Raw genomic sequence first — 16,719 nt, forward strand, 5'->3', positions numbered from 1 at the left:
ATTTCAACTTTCTTCGGATTTTCTCGACAGAGGGCGCCAGCTCGCTGCAACCCACTCGCTACGACAGAGACACGCGTCAGCAGCAGCCCTCCGCCCATGAGCGCATAAGCGAGCCACTCGCCCAGATCGGCACGCACCACCCAGAGCATATGCAGCAAGGCCAGCAGCAGGATGATGTAGACCAGGCGGTGCAGCGTCTTCCACTTACGGCCCAGCCTCCGGATGCTGAAGCGGTTCGAGGTAACGGCCAACATCAGGAGCCCGACAAAAGCCAGCGCTCCCACAATGATATAGGGACGTTCGGAAAGGTCGCGTAGCACCAGCTCCAGCCGCAGCCCGGCAATAAACAGCACATAGCCCGACAGATGCAAAGCGGCATAGGCAAAGCACCAAAGCCCCAGTTGCCGCCTAACCGCTATCCAGCCTCCCCAGCGAGTCAGCTGCTGCAGCGGTGTCATGGCCAGGGTGATCAGCAGAAGGATCAAGGCACCGAGGCCCAGGTTATCTACCAGCGCCTTGCCGGGATCAGGCCCCAGCAGATTGAAGGCGGCGCAGTACAACCAATAAAGCGGCGGCACCGATGCAGCCAGGAATACGCCGAAGCGCCAGAGCCTGTAGCGCATCAGTAGTACCTCGCCAGATCCATGCCTGCGTAGAGATCAGCGACCTCCTCATAGCCATTGAACATGCGCGTATCGATCACATTCGGACTGAACAGGCCACTGGGCAGTCGGCGTTCGGTTGCCTGCGACCAGCGAGGATGGTCGACCTGCGGATTGACGTTGGCATAGAAGCCATACTCGTTAGGCGCGATGCGCTCCCAGGTGGTCTTGGGCGCTTCTTCGACCAGACTGATGCGCACGATGGACTTGATGCTCTTGAAGCCATACTTCCACGGCACCACCAGGCGCAGTGGCGCCCCATTCTGGTTCGGCAGCACTCGCCCATACATACCCACCGCCATAAAAGCCAACGGATGCATGGCCTCATCCAGCCGCAGCCCCTCGACATAGGGCCAATCGATCAGCGAGAACCCCGAGCGCTGCCCCGGCATGCGCTCACGATCGACCAGCGTCTCGAAGCGCACATAGCGAGCCGACGAGGTGGGGTCGACCTGCTTGAGAAGATCAGCCAGAGGGAACCCCAGCCAGGGAATGACCATGGACCAGGCCTCGACGCAGCGCAGCCTGTAGATGCGTTCTTCGAATGCATGCGGCTTGACCAGATCCTCGATGGAGTAGCGCCCTGGCTTGCTCACTTCGCCATCGACCATGACCGTCCAGGGCTCGACCTGCAACTTGCCGGCATTGGCCGCAGGGTCGCCCTTGCCTGTACCGAACTCATAGAAGTTGTTGTAGTGCGTGGCGTCCTTGAAGGGCGTGATGCTTTCACCTTCAGCGGTTATCGCCTGCCAACGCGCCGCTGCCAGCTTCTCTTGAAACCAGCCTGGAGCCTTTGACGGCTCGACATCGGCGTAGACACCTGGAGTGTCAGCACTGGCCAGACCCGGCATGGCAGTCATGGCTGCCAGCGCCAGCGAGCCCTGCATCAGTTTGCGACGAGAGAGGTAAACGGACTCAGGCGTGACTTCGGACTCGAGAGCCCGAGAAGAGGGAGGAACTCTGATGAGCATGGCAACTCCGCGACTACAGTTCGGAAAACGAACTGTAGACCACGGAGTGCGGAAGAAATTACAGGGTCAGACTGATTTACGACGACGCAGCTGCAACAAGTACTGAATGGGGCCGGAAAATGCGTAGGCCAGGAAAATCAGCAACAGAATGCGCGGCGGATCGCTGAACACCACGGCGAAGACCAGCACAACCACCAGAATCGCAACGAAAGGGACACGCCCCTTCAGGTCCAGATCCTTGAAGCTGTAGTACTTGATATTGCTGACCATCAAGCAACCTGCGGCAGCGACCAGCAGAGCCACGGCAAAAGCCATGTTCGAGCCCTTGATACCGAAATCGCTGAATGCCCAGACCGTGCCGGCTACGACGCCGGCCGCAGCCGGGCTGGCCAGCCCGATGAAGTAGCGCTTGTCGACGCTGCCGATCTGCGTATTGAAGCGAGCCAGACGCAAGGCAGCCCCCGCCACGTAGATGAAGGCCACCATCCAACCAACCTTGCCCATGCTGCCCAGCGCCCATTCGAAGGCCAGCAATGCCGGAGCGACACCAAAGGCGACCATGTCGGACAGCGAATCATACTCGGCGCCAAAGGCGCTCTGGGTGTTGGTCAGGCGCGCAACGCGGCCATCCAGACTATCGAGCACCATGGCCACGAACACGGCGGCAGCTGCAACGTAGAAGTTACCGTTCATCGCATTGATGATGGAGTAGAAACCGGCGAACAGATTGGCCGTGGTGAACAGATTGGGCAGCAGATAGATACCACGATGACGTACCTTGCGCCCTTCCGCGTCCTGCACTTCCTCTACGTGCTCGTCGATCGGCAGCAGGCTTTCCAGGTTGTCGCCAGCCGGCTTTTGATCCTCGGGACCTTCACTCATGAACAGCACCTTGCAACGGGTTTGACGAATTTCGACCGGGGCGACTGCGCTCAGTTCGCCCTCCAGTGAGCTGGCTTTATACCAGAAGCCTCGCCGCAGAATGAAAAAACGCGGCATAAAGCCGCGTTCTTTCGCACATCGCAGACCTTAGTTCTTGGTCTTGTCGACGATCTTGTTGGCAGCGATCCACGGCATCATCGCACGCAGTTGCTCACCGATGACTTCGATACCGTGAGCGGCGTTGTTACGACGCTTGGCGGTCATCGACGGGTAGCCAGTGGCGCCTTCGCTGATGAACATCTTGGCGTATTCGCCGTCCTGGATACGCTTCAGAGCATTGCGCATGGCCTGACGGGATTCGGCGTTGATCACTTCCGGGCCGGTCACGTATTCGCCGTACTCGGCGTTGTTGGAGATCGAGTAGTTCATGTTGGCGATGCCGCCTTCGTACATGAGGTCAACGATCAGCTTCAGTTCGTGCAGGCACTCGAAGTAGGCCATTTCCGGCGCGTAGCCGGCTTCGACCAGAGTTTCGAAACCGGCCTTGACCAGCTCGACGGTACCGCCACAGAGAACGGCCTGCTCGCCGAACAGGTCGGTTTCGGTCTCGTCCTTGAAGGTGGTTTCGATGATGCCGGTACGGCCGCCACCAACGCCCGAGGCGTAGGACAGGGCGACGTTCTTGGCATTGCCGGAAGCGTCCTGGTAAACGGCGATGAGGTCAGGGATTCCGCCGCCTTTGACGAACTCGGTACGGACGGTGTGGCCCGGGGCCTTCGGCGCGATCATGATCACGTCGAGGTCGGCGCGCGGAACGACCTGGTTGTAGTGAATGGCGAAACCGTGGGAGAAGGCCAGGGTCGCGCCCTTCTTGATGTTCGGCTCGATCTCGTTCTTGTACAGCTGGCCCTGGAACTCGTCCGGGGTCAGGATCATGACGAGGTCGGCAGCGGCAACGGCGCTGGCCACGTCGGTCACTTTCAGGCCATGGGCCTCGGCCTTGGCAACGGTAGCGGAGCCTTTACGCAGGCCGATGGTGACATCGACGCCGGAATCTTTCAGGTTGCAGGCCTGAGCGTGGCCCTGCGAGCCGTAACCGATGATGGCGACTTTCTTGCCCTGGATGATGGAGAGATCGCAATCTTTGTCGTAATAAACTTTCATGTTCTTGGCTCTTTAGAATCGAAAGGGATGGGGCGCAAGGCACCGCTACCAGGACACCTTAAGTGATCCTTACCATTGCGTAAAATGATATATTTGCAATACAACATGCCAATATATGAAACATAAATGGACAGCCACTCCCTCAGGCTTTTTCTTTCCCTGGCGGACAATCTGCACTTCGGCCGCACCAGCCGCGAGCAGCATGTCAGCCCGTCCGCACTCAGCCGCAGCATCAAGCAACTCGAGGACGAACTGGGCGCCGCGCTGTTCGTACGCGACAACCGCTCGGTGCGCCTGACCCGCGAAGGCCAGCAGTTTCGCGAGTATGCGAGCGAGGTCATCAATGGTTGGCAGGCGATTCGCCAGACCTTCATGCAGGACCAGTTGAACCTGCATGGCGAGCTGTCGCTGTATTGCTCGGTCACCGCGAGTTACAGCTTCCTCTACGACATCCTCAGCAGCTTCCGCCAGGATTACCCACGCATCGAGATGAAGCTGCACACCGGTGATCCGGCGAAAGCCGTCGAACGTGTGCAGCAGGGACTGGAGGATCTGGCCATCGGCGCCCTCCCCGACAGCCTGCCGGCCGGGGTGGAATTTCAGTCGATAACACGCTCGGAGCTCCGCTTTATCGGTCCGCTAGCGCCGCAACTGCTGAACGAGGAACAGCTTAAGCATCCGACAGCCGAGAGCTGGAAGGACGTGCCGATGATTCTCTCGGAAGAAGGCCTGGCTCGAACGCGCACCGATCGCTGGCTGAAAAGTCACAACATCAAGCCGCGCATCTATGCCCAGGTCAGCGGCAACGAGGCCATCGTCAGCATGGTGAGCCTGGGCTTCGGTATTGGCGTGGTGCCGCAGATCGTGCTGGACAACAGCCCGCTGACCGCGCGTATTCGCCTCTACGACATCCAGCCACCGCTCACCGCGTATGACATCGGCCTGTTCGCCCTGGAAAAACGCCTCAAGGACCCTCTGATCGCTGCGTTCTGGAATCGCCAGCGCTGAATTTCAGGCAATAAAAAGCCCCGCACCAGGCGGGGCTTTCTATTAGCACAGCGATCAGATGCTCAGTACCTTGTCGCCGCGAGCGATGCCGGTGACACCGCTGCGCACGGTTTCCAGGATCGACGCGGTGCCGATGGCCTGGATGAAGCTATCGAGCTTGTCGCTGGTACCGGTCAGCTGCACGGTGTAGACGCTGCTGGTCACGTCCACGATCTGGCCGCGGAAGATGTCGGTGGTGCGCTTGACCTCGGCGCGCTGGGCGCCGGTGGCCTTGATCTTCACCAGCATCAGCTCGCGCTCGATGTGGGCGCTTTCCGACAGGTTGACCAGCTTGACCACCTCAACCAGCTTGTTGAGGTTCTTGGTGATCTGCTCGATCACCTCGTCATGGCCAACGGTGGTGAGGGTCAGGCGCGACAGCGTCGGATCCTCGGTTGGCGCAACGGTGAGGCTTTCGATGTTGTAGTTACGCTGGGAGAACAGACCGACCACGCGGGACAGTGCGCCCGGCTCGTTTTCCAGCAGCAGGGAGATGATATGTCGCATCTTAGGTCCGCTCCGTCTTGCTCAGCCACATGTCACGCATCGCGCCGTCTCTGATCTGCATCGGATAGACGTGCTCGCTGGAATCCACCGCGATATCGAGGAATACCAGGCGATTCTTCAGAGCGAAGGCTTCCTCGAGTTTGGGCTTGAGGTCCTTCAGCTCGGTGATGCGCATGCCGACGTGACCGTAGGCTTCGGCCAGTTTGACGAAGTCCGGCAGCGACTCCATGTAGGAGTGCGAATAACGGCTGTTGTACTGCATGTCCTGCCACTGGCGGACCATGCCGAGAGCGCCGTTGTTCAGGTTGACGATCTTTACCGGCAGGTCGTACTGCAGGCAGGTCGACAGCTCCTGGATATTCATCTGGATGCTGCCTTCACCGGTCACGCACGCCACGTCGGCATCCGGGAAGTTCAGCTTGATGCCCATGGCCGCCGGGAAACCGAAGCCCATGGTGCCCAGGCCACCGGAGTTGATCCAGCGATTGGGCTTGTTGAACTTGTAATACTGCGCGGCGAACATCTGGTGCTGGCCGACATCGGAGGTGACGTAGGCATCGCCTCGGGTCACTTCGCACAGGGTTTCGATCACGGTCTGCGGCTTGATGATCGAACCGTCGCCCTCGTTGTAGGGGAACAGACGGCCACCGGCGCGCCACTCGTCGATCTGCTTCCACCAGCTGGCAACGGTGTCCTTGTTCGGGGTTTCACCGATTTCCTTGAGGATGGCGACCATCTCGGTCAGCACGCTGTCCACCGGGCCAACGATCGGGATGTCGGCCTTGATGGTCTTGGAGATCGAAGCCGGGTCGATGTCGATATGAATGATCTTGGCGTTCGGGCAGAACTTGGCCGCACCGTTGATCACGCGATCATCGAAACGCGCACCGACCGCCAGGATCACATCGGCGTGGTGCATGGCCAGATTGGCGGTGTAGCTGCCGTGCATGCCGAGCATGCCGATGAACTGGCGGTCGGTGCCCGGATAACCACCGAGACCCATCAGGGTATTGGTCACCGGCAGGTTGAGCATCTGCGCCAGTTCGGTCAGCGGCGCGGAAGCCCCGCCCATGATCACGCCACCGCCGGAATACATGACCGGACGCTTGGCGGCCAGGAGCATCTCGGCAGCCTTGCGGATCTGGCCGGAGTGGCCACGCACCGCCGGGCTGTAGGAGCGCAGCTTGACCTTCTTCGGGTAGACGTATTCGAACTTCTGGGTCGGATCGCCCATGTCCTTCGGAATGTCGACCACGACCGGGCCGGGACGACCAGACTCGGCGAGATAGAACGCCTTCTTCAGCACTTCGGGGATTTCCGAGGGGTGCTTGATGATGAAGCTGTGCTTCACGATCGGGCGGGAAATACCGACCATGTCGGTTTCCTGGAAGGCATCGGTACCGACCATGGCGCTCGGCACCTGACCGGAGATCACCACCATCGGGATGGAATCCATGTAGGCGGTGGCAATGCCGGTGATGGCGTTGGTCGCGCCCGGGCCGGAGGTCACCAGCACCACACCGGCCTTGCCGGTGGCGCGGGCATAGCCGTCAGCCATATGGGTAGCGGCCTGCTCGTGGCGAACCAGGATGTGAGTCACTTCCGGTTCTTTGAACAGGGCATCGTAAATATGCAGGAGGGCACCACCCGGGTACCCGTAGATGTACTTAACGCCTTCGTCACGCAGGAAGCGGACGACCATTTCAGCGCCAGATAAGAGCTCCACGTTGTTCACCTCTTGAACGCCAGTATGCCACCCGCAACGGGTAGCCCTAAGTAGGTTCTTACTGTCAGCGGACACGCACGACGGTGATCGTGGATTCGGAACATCAGCTTGACGAGTAACGGAGCAGCCCATGGTCTTGCGGGGCTGACCCTCCCAGCGCGAGGTAACGCGTAGCGGGTGTCACGGTTCGGCGCGGGTAGCGCCTCTTTTCCCCGAGCTGGAGGACGCTTGCGGCGGACTCCACTGCGGGGAAGGCTGGATTGTTCGGGTTCGGCAAGGGCAAGTCAAGAGATGTGTAACCTATTATTCAACCCGCCGCTGTGACGCAGCGCAGGATGACGATTGCCGGCTTTTGGTTATAGTAACCAGCAGCACCGCAGCTCTCGATAAAGGAAACCGCATGCGCCACATGATTCTAACTGGCAGCTTGATGCTCGCTCTGAGCGCAACCGCCATGGCCAGCCAGGTCTACAAGTGGGTGGATGAAAACGGCGTGACTCACTTCGGCGCGCAGCCACCGCAAGGCCAGCAGGCCACTACCATCAACACCGCTGCGCCACCTCCCCGCCCGACCCCGAGCGAGCCGGCGCCGAGCGTCGAAGAGCTGCTCGACCCGGAGCAGGCCGCCATCGACAAGAAGGTCAAAGAGGACGTGGCGAAGCAGGAGGCCGAGCGCAAGAAGTATTGCGAGACGGCCCGCACCAATCTGGCTCAGCTGGAAAACAATCCGCGCCTGCGCCTTGATGACGGTGGAGAAGTACGCCGTATCGACGAGAACGAGCGCCAGGAGCGTATCGCCGACCTGAAGAAATCCATCACGGAAAACTGCCAGTGATGCCCGCGCGCCCTAGGGCGCGCGAGTGAGCAAGCGATCGAATTCGCCCAGCAGCTCCAGCAGCCGACGCGCAAGGCCCGGCTGCTCGCGATAGACCATCTCGGCCATCGCCTGAATTCCCGATACCGACGGCAACTGAGCGCCTGTTTCCAGCAGGAGTTTCATTCGCGGTAGGAAAATCCATTGCAACCATTGCTCGAACGTCAGGGTATCGACGCAGAACGGTTCCTGGCTGGCCAAGGCCTCGGCGCTTGGCGCCTGCTCCTGCCACCAACCGAGCACGCGCAATTCCCGCTCGATCAACAGCAGTTGCTCGGCCAGCGGCGCCACACGAGCGTCCATCAGAGGTTGACCCTCGCGCGCTCGCGAGCCTGAGCGGCTCCCGCAGGATCACCCTGCCGCTCGCGCGCCTGAGCGATCAACCCCCACAGACCTGCCTGCAGGGCAGGACGTCCGCCAGCGTAGGTCAGGCCACGGCGGGCGAGCTGCTCGGCCTGAGCGGCATCCCCCTGGGCCAGACGCACCTCGGCCAGACGGTAGAGCACCTGCGGCTCACGTGGCGCGATACGCTGAGCCCGCTCCAGGCTGGACGCCGCACCATTCAGATCACCGCCGCCCTGTTGTTGCTGCGCCGTGGTCAGCAGGGCCAGCACAGGACCATCGAGCTGTTCGTCTGCGGCCAGGCCACCACCGCTGGGGATACCGCTGGGCATGCTCGGCGCGGAAGAACCGAACCCGCCCTGCTGCGGAGCCGGAGGCTGGCTGCTGACGGGAGGGTCGAAGGTCAGGCCGCCGCTGGAAGTGATCGGCTGCGAATCGGTCTGCAAAGGCGTGGAGATGGCGCCTTGCGGCACCATGACCACCACACCGGAGTCCTCCTCGATACGCTGCGGTGCGGCTGCCGGCCCCTGGGTCGGCGCCGGACCGGCACCGCCGGACGACAGGGGAGTTCCGGCATCGACCACCGGAATGGAGCCCTGCGGCACCGTACTGCAACCACCCAGCACCGCTGTTGCCAGCATCGTGGCAAGCCACTTCTTGTTCACATCCAATCCTCTCAAGGTCACACCGAGCCCTACGACTCGGCCATCAATCCAACCAGCCGCGTACCCAGTCCATCACCGACTCGACCGGGGCCTGGAATCCACAGGCGGAGCCCGGGGCCGGCTCACTGCCGCGAATATAAGGCATCTGTACCGCATTCGGGCACCCCGAGGCCGAGCCCAGACCGGTCTGACGGTCCACCCAGGCCTGGGCGACGTTGTCCGGCATCGGCATGTCCAGCGGCAGCGGATCGGCCTTGCGCATGAAACCCGCCCATACCTGCAGGGCCCCCGTGGCGCCGGTCAGGGGCGTCGGACCGTTATCGTCACGGCCGAGCCACACCACGGCCAGCAGGTCCTGGCTAAAACCGGCGAACCAGCTGTCGCGCGAGTCGTTGCTGGTACCGGTCTTGCCGGCCAGATTCAGCGAACTGGGCAGCTGGTTGTAGACCGAGCGCCCGGTGCCCTCGCGCATGGTGCGCTGCATGGCGTTCTGCACCAGGTAGATGGCGCCGGGATCGAAGCGCTGCTGGATCTGGAAGGGATAACGCCCGAGCGGCTCACCATCGGCGGTGAGCACACTGCGAATGCCACGCAACGGTGTGTTGAAGCCGCCGTTGGCCAGGGTCTGGTACATGTCCGCCACCTCCATCGGCGTCAATGCGCCTGCCCCCAGCAGCATCGAGGGATAGGCCGGCCACTTGCGCTCCACCCCAAGCCGCTCGAGAGTCTTGAGCACGTTGGGCACGCCGATCTCCAGGCCGAGCTTGGCCGTGGACAGGTTGTAGGACTGAGCCAGGCCTTGGTACAGATAGATGGTGCCATGCGCCTTGCGATCGAAGTTCTGCGGCGTCCAGACCTGCCCGTCCTGCCCCTTGATGGAGAAGGGTTCGTCCTCCAGCCAGCTGGTCAGGGTGTACTGGCTCGGCCGCTCCAGGGCCGCCAGGTAGATCGCCGGCTTGATCAGCGAGCCGATCGGCCGCACCGCATCCAGCGCGCGGTTGAAGCCGGCAAAGCGCGGCTGCCTGCTGCCGATCAGCGCCTGGACCTCACCGGTCTCGGGATTGGTCACCACCATCCCGGCCTGCACCTCGTCCACCCCCTTGCGCCCGGCCAGGCGCTTGAGCGTCTCGGCCAGTGCCTCTTCGGCCTTGAGCTGCAGGATCGGGTCGAAACTGGTGAAGATGCGCAAGCCTTCCTCGGTCAGATCCTGCTCTCGATAGTCTTCACGCAGCTGACGCTTGACCAGGTCGAGGAACGCCGGGAAAGAACTGTCCGCCATGCTGCCACGCGTGGTCACACCCAGCGGCCGCTGCTTGGCCGCAGCCGCTTCCTCGAGGCTGATCGACCCCTGCTCCGCCAGCAGATCAAGCACCAGATTGCGGCGCTCCAGCGCACGCTCGGGGTTGCGCCTCGGGTTGTAGAAGGTCGGCCCCTTGACCATGCCGACCAGCAACGCGACCTGCTCGAGCTTGAGCTCGGAAACCGGCTGACTGAAGAAATACTGACTGGCCAGGCCGAAGCCGTGGACCGCGCGTTGACCGTCCTGACCGAGGAACACCTCGTTCATGTACGCCTCGAGAATCTCGCGCTTGTCGTAATGCAACTCCAGCAGCACGGCCATCATCGCTTCGGTGATCTTGCGCCCGAGCGTGCGTTCGTTGGTCAGGTAGAAGTTCTTCACCAACTGCTGGGTCAGGGTACTGCCGCCCTGCACCAGACGACCGGAGGTGGCGTTGATCCACAGCGCACGGGCGATGCCCTTGGGCGAGACGCCGAAGTGATCGAAATAGTCGCGGTCCTCCACTGCCACCAGTGCATCGATGAGATAGGCCGGCACCTGATCCAGCTTGATCAGGATGCGATCTTCCTGATGCGCCGGGTACAGCCCACCGATCAGCAAAGGCTCCAGACGCGCCACGGCCAGATTGCTGCCATCGGCCTGCGTCAGCCCCGCCACGAAATCGCCGGAGAAGCGCACCCGCACATGCTGCGACGGCTCGGCGCCCTCGTAGAACTGGAACCCGCGGCTGTGCAGTTCGATATTGTTGCCCGCCACCGATACCGCCCCCGGGCCTTTCACCGCGCTCTCGCGGCGATAACCCAGGGCGTCCAGTTCGCGCAGGAAGTCGTCCTTGGCCAGCTTCTGGCCGACGAACAGTTCCAGCGGACGTGCATAGACCTTGGCCGGCACCGTCCAGCGCTTGCCGGAGAATTTCTCCTGCACCACGGCATCGAGATAGACGGCAAAACCGGCGAGGATGACCAAGCCGACGAGACCGAGCTTGAGGCCCCAGGCGAGCCAGGGGCGCAGGCCGGAGGAACGGGATTTCTTGCTTGAGCGGGGGGAGCGTTTTCGAGTCATGGCGGGATTATACGCACTTTAGATGAGGGCCAGCAGCGCCGTCCGGATGGTTTGCAGAGCCGCGCACAGCCGCCATAATGCCGGCCTAAAACAGCGTCTAGAACAAGGATCGAACGTGAGCCAAGCCCTGATTGCCGCATTGCAGAACCCGGCCCTGTATCCGCATCCGGTGGAAGGTTTTCAGCTGATAGAGACCCATATTTCCTGGGTTTTGCTCACTGGCCCCTATGCCTACAAGATCAAGAAACCGGTGAATTTCGGCTTTCTCGACTTCACCACGCTCGATGCGCGCAAACATTTTTGCGAAGAAGAGCTGCGCCTCAACCAGCGCCTGACCCAGGATTTGTATCTGGAAGTGTTGCCGATTGGTGGTAGCGAAACTGCACCGACTCTGAACGACGGCGCTCCGGCCATCGAGTACGCCCTGAAGATGCGCCAGTTCCCCCAGGAGAACCTGCTCAGCGAAATCCAGGCGCGCGGCGAACTGAACGACGCCCATATCGATGCGCTGGCCGAGCAGATCGCCACCTTTCACCTGAACGCACCGCAGGTACCGCAGGAACATCCGCTGGGTAGCGCAGAAGCGGTGATGGCTCCGGTGCAGCAGAACTTCGACCAGATTCGCCCGATGCTCAGCGAGCAGGCGGACCTGCAGCAACTCGAAGCACTCGAAGCCTGGGCGCAGTCCAGCTATCAGCGCCTGCAGCCACTGCTGGCCGAACGCAAGGCGCAGGGCTTCATCCGCGAGTGCCACGGCGATATTCACCTGGGTAACGCCGCACAGATCGACGGTCGCGTGGTGCTGTTCGATTGCATCGAATTCAACGAGCCCTTCCGCCTGACCGACGTCACCGCGGATATCGCCTTTCTCGCCATGGACCTGGAAGACCGCGGCCTCAAGTGCCTGTCACGCCGCTTCGTCAGCGGCTGGCTGGAGCACACCGGCGACTACGCTGCGCTGCACCTGCTGAACTTCTACAAGGCCTACCGCGCCATGGTGCGGGGCAAGGTCGCGCTGTTCCGCCTGGGCCAGGAGCAGAACCCGGTACAGCGCGCGGTCATTCTGCGCCAGTACCGCGGTTACGCCGCACTGGCGGAAAGCTACAGCGCCATCCCCTCGCCCTTCCTGGTCATTACCCATGGCGTTTCGGCCGTCGGCAAGAGCCATGTCGCCCTGCGTCTGGTCGAGGCACTCGGCACCATTCGCTTGCGCTCCGACGTAGAGCGCAAGCGCCTGTTCGGCGAGCAGAGCGCAGATGACAAAGGCCAGTTGGCCGGCGGCATCTACAACGCGCAAGCCAGCCAGGCTACCTACGAGCGCCTGCACCAGCTCGCTCGCCAGACGCTACAGGCCGGCTTCCCGGTGATAATCGACGCCACCTACCTCAAGCTCGAGCAGCGTCAGGCGGCCAGCGAAATTGCCGAGCAGACCGGCGTGCCCTTCCTGATTCTCGACTGCCAGGCCCCCGACGCCGTGATCGCCAGCTGGCTGGAGCAGCGGCAGAGTAAGGGTAGAGACCCCTCCGACGCCACCCTGGAAGTGATACAGGCGCAACAGGCAGCGCGCGAGCCGCTCGACGAGGCGGAGCTGAGCCACAGCAAGCGTGTCGACACCCACGACGCCGCCAGCCTGGACAGCCTGGTCGAGCGCATCCGCCAACGCCTGCCGGGGATCTGACCCCCGGCAAGGCCCTACCGGGCAAAGCGCGGCGAGGCTTCTATACTGGCGGTGAGTCCACCACCGGTACCCACCATGAGCCAGCCGCGCCAGCTTGATCACCCGCTCTACGCCCTGCTGCACAACGACGACGTCAAGGGCTTCAATGCCAAGAAGCCCAAGGACGCCGAGGTGGACATGTCGGGCGGCGACTTTCGTGGGCTGGATCTACGCAACCTGGACACCGAGGGCGTCAACTTCACCGACGCCTATTTCCGCGGTGCCGACCTGCGCGGGCTCGACCTGCGCAAGGCCAAGATCGAAGGCGCCAGCCTGGCCCACGCGCAGATTTCCGGCGCCTACTTTCCCGTCGAACTGACCGCGGACGAAATTCTCATGTCGGTGAATTTCGGCACACGCCTGCGCTATCGAACCAGGCAGACCGAGCCTTGAACGGCACATCCCCAATTGGCCGCTACACTTTTTCCGCAGGCACACCGACGTGAATCCTTCATCCGCACGCAGGGAGGCGCAATGAACGACGAGCTCCAACACCTGAAGAATCTCGGCAAGACCTCGGCGCAGTGGTTGCACGCCGTAGGCATCCACAGTGCCAACGACCTGCGCCGCTACGGTGCGGTTGGCGCCTATCGCGCCGTGAGAGCCCGCGGCTTTCGCGCCTCCAAGGTCCTGCTCTATGCCATCGAAGGCGCGCTGCTCGACATACACTGGAGCGAATTGCCGCCCGCCCACAAGGCCGAACTGAACGGCAAATTGGACGCCAGCCAGAACGACAACAAGAGCTAGCTCACAACCCCAACGCACGGAGATTTACTCGAACGTCGCCGCAGCCTATTGTTTCAGGGACCTTCGTGTGGTCAGCCAGCCCAGCCAGTTCAAGGAATTACGGTTATGTATTTACTCGGGGAGCAACCGGCCTACGCCGATCAGTTGATCAATCGCCTGCAGAGTATCCCCACTCAACTGCTGGACGGGCTGCAACCCACGGCTGCCACCCTGCGCCTGGAGCGGGTCGACGACCTGGCCCAGGTACTGCCGGGCAACCAGCTGTTCATCATCGAGAATGGCCTGCTGCACGCCGTGGTCGACGAGCGTCCGCTGTTCTATCTGCAGGAAGGCGACCTGGTCGGCCTACGCCAGGGTATCGACCTGCCCTCCTGCCGCTATAGCAGCGAAGAGCCCATCAGCCTGGTCCCCTACTCGCGCAGCGAGGTTTTCCAGCACATCTATGCCAGCGAACAGCGTCAGGAGCTGTTCATCCAGTACCTGATCGGCCACACCGCCCTGCTCTCCGACGCATTGGCGCGGCTCAAGCAGCCGGAGATTCGCCCGGCGACCGGTTTTCAGCATTTTGCCGCCGGCGAAGAGCTGATCCATCAGGGTGACGAGGCCGATCACGTCTTCATCATCATCGAGGGCCACGCCGAAGCCCATGTCGACGGCCAGAAGGTCGGCGATGTGCAGAAGGACGAGATTTTCGGCGCGATGGCCGTGTTCACCCGCGAGAAGCGCAGCGCCACGGTGATCGCCAGCGAGCCCTGCACAGTGATGGTGATCCCCAAGGAACAGTTTCTCAGCCTGATGCAGAGCAACCCGCGCATCGCCCACAGCCTGATCGAGAGCATGGCTCGCCGCATCGACCTGCTGAACAAGGAAGTCACCCAGCTGCGTCAGCCTGCCATCTCCTGAACCTGCTGCAGGTAAACGAACCCCGGCCATAAGCCGGGGTTTTGCGTTTTCGGAGCCGCTGAGAAAAATTCTCAAGAAAGGCGTTGACTATGAAATGAGAATTGTTATTATTACCTCAACTGGTCGCGAGATCAGCCGATAAGCTAAAGAGACCATTCAGTCGGACTCTTCAGATTATCTCCTCATCAGGCTAATCACGGTTATTGACCCGGCTCTTGCCGGGTCTTTTTTTGCCAGAGGAAAAGGCCCGATGCGAAACCCTCAGTCGTCGACCTGAGCCAGCCAGTCCGGCAGATTGAAATGCAGGCTGATGCGGCTGATCAGACCGTCCTGCATCTCGAAAAAGGCCCCCACGCGTGCTTCGTAGCGCTGGCCGCAGGCCTCCGGCAGCCCCTCGTCGGTGGCCAGATACTCGCCCTGTACACGGTACTCGCACGCGGCATGACGCCCGTCCGGCTCGGTCAGTATCACCAGTTGCTCGAGGCTTTCGCGATAACAACGCATGTGGCGCTCGAGATAGGCCGCAAACGCCTCACGTCCGTGTTCGACGAAGCCCTGGTTGGGCTCCAGCGTGACGTCGGCACTGACCAGCGCCAGACAGGCGCGGGCATCGCGATCATTGAGCGCTTGAAAGTAACGTTGCAGCAGGTCGCGAACGGCGGCGGGCATGGTGCAGGCTCCATCGACAAAACGCCGAGGATACCCTTCCGCCCGCGACGGGAAAGCGGCTAGGGTCGCAGTTTGGCGCAGTGATCCTGGTGCGGCTGCGCGGCCGTGAACCAGGCGTAATCGGCCATGCTGGCATCCACCTCGCGCCCGACCTCCGCCAGAATCAGCACCGCACTACCCGCTTGAGCTCCCAGATCAGCCAGATGCAAGGGGACGCCGAGATCCTTGCGTACATGAAAGGCTCCGGCCAGCAACAGGCTGGGCTGCGGTGCCGCCAGCAGCGCCTCGGCCATGCGCCGGTCGCGCTGCTGCTGCACGGCGAGCATCGCCGGCAACTGACTGTCCGGCAGCAGGCCGCAATGCGACGCGCGGATGTCCTCCAGCAGGCGCTCCTGCACCTCGACGGCACTGGAGCGCTGCCCCTGCAACGTCGGGCGTTGGCGATAGATCTGCATGATCTCGGCACGATCCACATTGGCCGCGAGCAACGGATAGGGCTGTCGCAGTTGATGCAGCACCAGCGGCCCATACAGAGACCAGCTCCAGCCCGGCTGCCAGGCCAGGGTCGCCAACGGATCGCTGATCGTCTGTTCCGCACGGGCAGCTGCCTGTGCCTGGTCGATCTTGTTCTGCTGATCGGGGTTGAGCATCTCCATCAGCACGCTGCCCTGTGGGCGCTGCTTCGACAGCTCGCGCAATAGCCAGAGCTGCAGAGCATGGTGATCGGGATTGTCGTGCTGCTCGCCGACCAGTACCCGCTCGGCCGGCGCCAGGCGTTCCAGCAACTGCTCAGGGCTGATCGTCTGTCCGCTGGCCAGATCGACGATGCGAGCGAAATTGACATGCTCGCGTCCCAGCGGGGCGAGCGGCGCCGGTGGCGGCAACATGTTCTGGCTCTGGCAGGCGCCGAGCAGGACCAGACAACTCAGCAGCAAGGCTCGCATCGAGGGCTCCAGGATTCAGCGGGCGACGATCAGCGGGTGACCGCGTTCGGGATGAGTCTGCACCAGGACTTCCAGACCGAAAACGGCCTGCAGGGGTTCGGCGCGCAAGACCTCGGCCGGCGTGCCCAGAGCGTGCGCCCTGCCCCGCTCCAGCAATAGCAGACGGTCGCAGTAACGGGCGGCAAGATTGAGGTCGTGAAGAATCACCAGTACCGCCACGCCGGATTCGGCCAGGCGACGAACTGCCTGCAGGCAGGTGTGCTGATGCAGCGGATCGAGCATCGAGGTCGGCTCATCGAGCAGCAGGATCTGCCCCTCACCGCCCGGCCACAGCTGCGCCAGCACCCGCGCCAGGTGCACGCGCTGACGCTCGCCGCCGGACAACGCCAGGTAGCTGCGCCCGGCCAGATGCGCAGCATCGGCGGCATGCAGCGCCTCCTGAACGATCTGCGTATCGCGCATGCGACCGCTGTCGTGGGGCAGCCGACCCATGGCGACCACCTCCTCGACGCGAAAGGCGAAATTCAGGCTCGAACT

At 62.2% G+C, this 16,719-nt stretch carries 18 protein-coding genes; 6 read left to right on the forward strand and 12 right to left on the reverse strand.

Annotated elements, in window-relative coordinates; translation table 11 throughout:
* The 4 genes from msrQ to ilvC form a co-directional block, all read right to left on the reverse strand.
* Positions 1–623: protein-methionine-sulfoxide reductase heme-binding subunit MsrQ (msrQ, locus tag N7333_RS21230; protein WP_279859356.1), on the reverse strand; the 623-nt coding region annotated here is incomplete at its 3' end.
* Positions 623–1,633 (reverse strand): protein-methionine-sulfoxide reductase catalytic subunit MsrP, encoded by a 1,011-nt coding sequence (gene msrP / locus N7333_RS21235; RefSeq protein WP_129483971.1) that lies wholly within the window; start codon positions 1,631–1,633, stop codon positions 623–625. The genes msrP and msrQ, both read right to left, overlap by 1 nt.
* A gap of 66 nt (positions 1,634–1,699) precedes the next feature.
* Positions 1,700–2,515, reverse strand: coding sequence for a CDP-diacylglycerol--serine O-phosphatidyltransferase (gene pssA / locus N7333_RS21240; protein ID WP_129483970.1), 816 nt, complete (start codon positions 2,513–2,515; stop codon positions 1,700–1,702).
* Positions 2,516–2,662: 147 nt separating this feature from the next.
* Positions 2,663–3,679 (reverse strand): ketol-acid reductoisomerase, encoded by a 1,017-nt coding sequence (ilvC, locus tag N7333_RS21245; RefSeq protein ID WP_011921089.1) that lies wholly within the window; start codon positions 3,677–3,679, stop codon positions 2,663–2,665.
* Positions 3,680–3,805: 126 nt separating this feature from the next.
* On the opposite strand from ilvC, the gene ilvY reads away from it, so the two are divergent.
* Entirely contained in the window at positions 3,806–4,687 is an 882-nt protein-coding gene (gene ilvY / locus N7333_RS21250; RefSeq protein ID WP_279859357.1) for an HTH-type transcriptional activator IlvY, read from the forward strand.
* 54 nt (positions 4,688–4,741) lie between these two features.
* Here the strand turns inward: ilvY and ilvN are convergent, their stop codons facing one another.
* The gene (gene ilvN, locus N7333_RS21255) at positions 4,742–5,233 is read right to left on the reverse strand and encodes an acetolactate synthase small subunit (RefSeq protein ID WP_003243161.1); all 492 of its coding nucleotides are present in this window, start codon (positions 5,231–5,233) and stop codon (positions 4,742–4,744) included.
* A gap of 1 nt (position 5,234) precedes the next feature.
* Positions 5,235–6,959 carry an acetolactate synthase 3 large subunit gene (locus N7333_RS21260; protein ID WP_279859358.1) on the reverse strand — a complete coding sequence of 575 codons (1,725 nt, stop codon included), beginning with the start codon at positions 6,957–6,959 and terminating at the stop codon, positions 5,235–5,237.
* 400 nt (positions 6,960–7,359) lie between these two features.
* Between N7333_RS21260 and N7333_RS21265 the strand changes: the two genes are divergently transcribed.
* Positions 7,360–7,794, forward strand: coding sequence for a DUF4124 domain-containing protein (locus N7333_RS21265; RefSeq protein WP_003243154.1), 435 nt, complete (start codon positions 7,360–7,362; stop codon positions 7,792–7,794).
* Between the two features lie 12 nt (positions 7,795–7,806).
* Here the strand turns inward: N7333_RS21265 and N7333_RS21270 are convergent, their stop codons facing one another.
* From N7333_RS21270 to mrcB, 3 genes are all read right to left on the reverse strand, one after another.
* Complete coding sequence (locus N7333_RS21270; RefSeq protein ID WP_003243152.1) at positions 7,807–8,136, reverse strand: YqcC family protein; 330 nt, start codon at positions 8,134–8,136, stop codon at positions 7,807–7,809.
* A complete protein-coding gene (locus tag N7333_RS21275; protein ID WP_279859361.1) occupies positions 8,136–8,816 on the reverse strand; it encodes a bacterial transcriptional activator domain-containing protein in 681 nt (226 codons plus the stop codon). Before N7333_RS21275 ends, N7333_RS21270 begins: the two co-directional genes overlap by 1 nt.
* Positions 8,817–8,883: 67 nt before the next feature.
* Positions 8,884–11,202, reverse strand: a complete 2,319-nt coding sequence (gene mrcB / locus N7333_RS21280) for a penicillin-binding protein 1B (RefSeq protein WP_011921084.1) — start codon at positions 11,200–11,202, stop codon at positions 8,884–8,886.
* Positions 11,203–11,317: 115 nt separating this feature from the next.
* On the opposite strand from mrcB, the gene N7333_RS21285 reads away from it, so the two are divergent.
* From N7333_RS21285 to N7333_RS21300, 4 genes are all read left to right on the forward strand, one after another.
* Positions 11,318–12,880, forward strand: a complete 1,563-nt coding sequence (locus N7333_RS21285; protein WP_279859359.1) for a bifunctional aminoglycoside phosphotransferase/ATP-binding protein — start codon at positions 11,318–11,320, stop codon at positions 12,878–12,880.
* Positions 12,881–12,955: 75 nt separating this feature from the next.
* A complete protein-coding gene (locus tag N7333_RS21290; RefSeq protein ID WP_003243145.1) occupies positions 12,956–13,312 on the forward strand; it encodes a pentapeptide repeat-containing protein in 357 nt (118 codons plus the stop codon).
* A gap of 81 nt (positions 13,313–13,393) precedes the next feature.
* Positions 13,394–13,666, forward strand: coding sequence for a TfoX/Sxy family protein (locus N7333_RS21295; protein ID WP_096827265.1), 273 nt, complete (start codon positions 13,394–13,396; stop codon positions 13,664–13,666).
* 105 nt (positions 13,667–13,771) lie between these two features.
* Positions 13,772–14,569, forward strand: a complete 798-nt coding sequence (locus N7333_RS21300) for a cyclic nucleotide-binding domain-containing protein (protein ID WP_011921082.1) — start codon at positions 13,772–13,774, stop codon at positions 14,567–14,569.
* Between the two features lie 261 nt (positions 14,570–14,830).
* On the opposite strand, the gene N7333_RS21305 is transcribed toward N7333_RS21300, so the two are convergent.
* The 3 genes from N7333_RS21305 to N7333_RS21315 all read right to left on the reverse strand — a co-directional run.
* The gene (locus N7333_RS21305; RefSeq protein ID WP_011921081.1) at positions 14,831–15,238 is read right to left on the reverse strand and encodes a nuclear transport factor 2 family protein; all 408 of its coding nucleotides are present in this window, start codon (positions 15,236–15,238) and stop codon (positions 14,831–14,833) included.
* A 59-nt stretch (positions 15,239–15,297) separates the two neighbouring features.
* The gene (locus N7333_RS21310) at positions 15,298–16,182 is read right to left on the reverse strand and encodes a ChaN family lipoprotein (protein ID WP_096827266.1); all 885 of its coding nucleotides are present in this window, start codon (positions 16,180–16,182) and stop codon (positions 15,298–15,300) included.
* A gap of 15 nt (positions 16,183–16,197) precedes the next feature.
* Positions 16,198–16,719 (reverse strand): ATP-binding cassette domain-containing protein (locus tag N7333_RS21315; RefSeq protein WP_279859360.1); only part of this gene is annotated, 522 nt, incomplete at its 5' end.

Origin of the sequence: Pseudomonas sp. GD04158 (genome assembly GCF_029834875.1) — a bacterium.
Lineage (GTDB): Bacteria > Pseudomonadota > Gammaproteobacteria > Pseudomonadales > Pseudomonadaceae > Aquipseudomonas > Aquipseudomonas hydrolytica.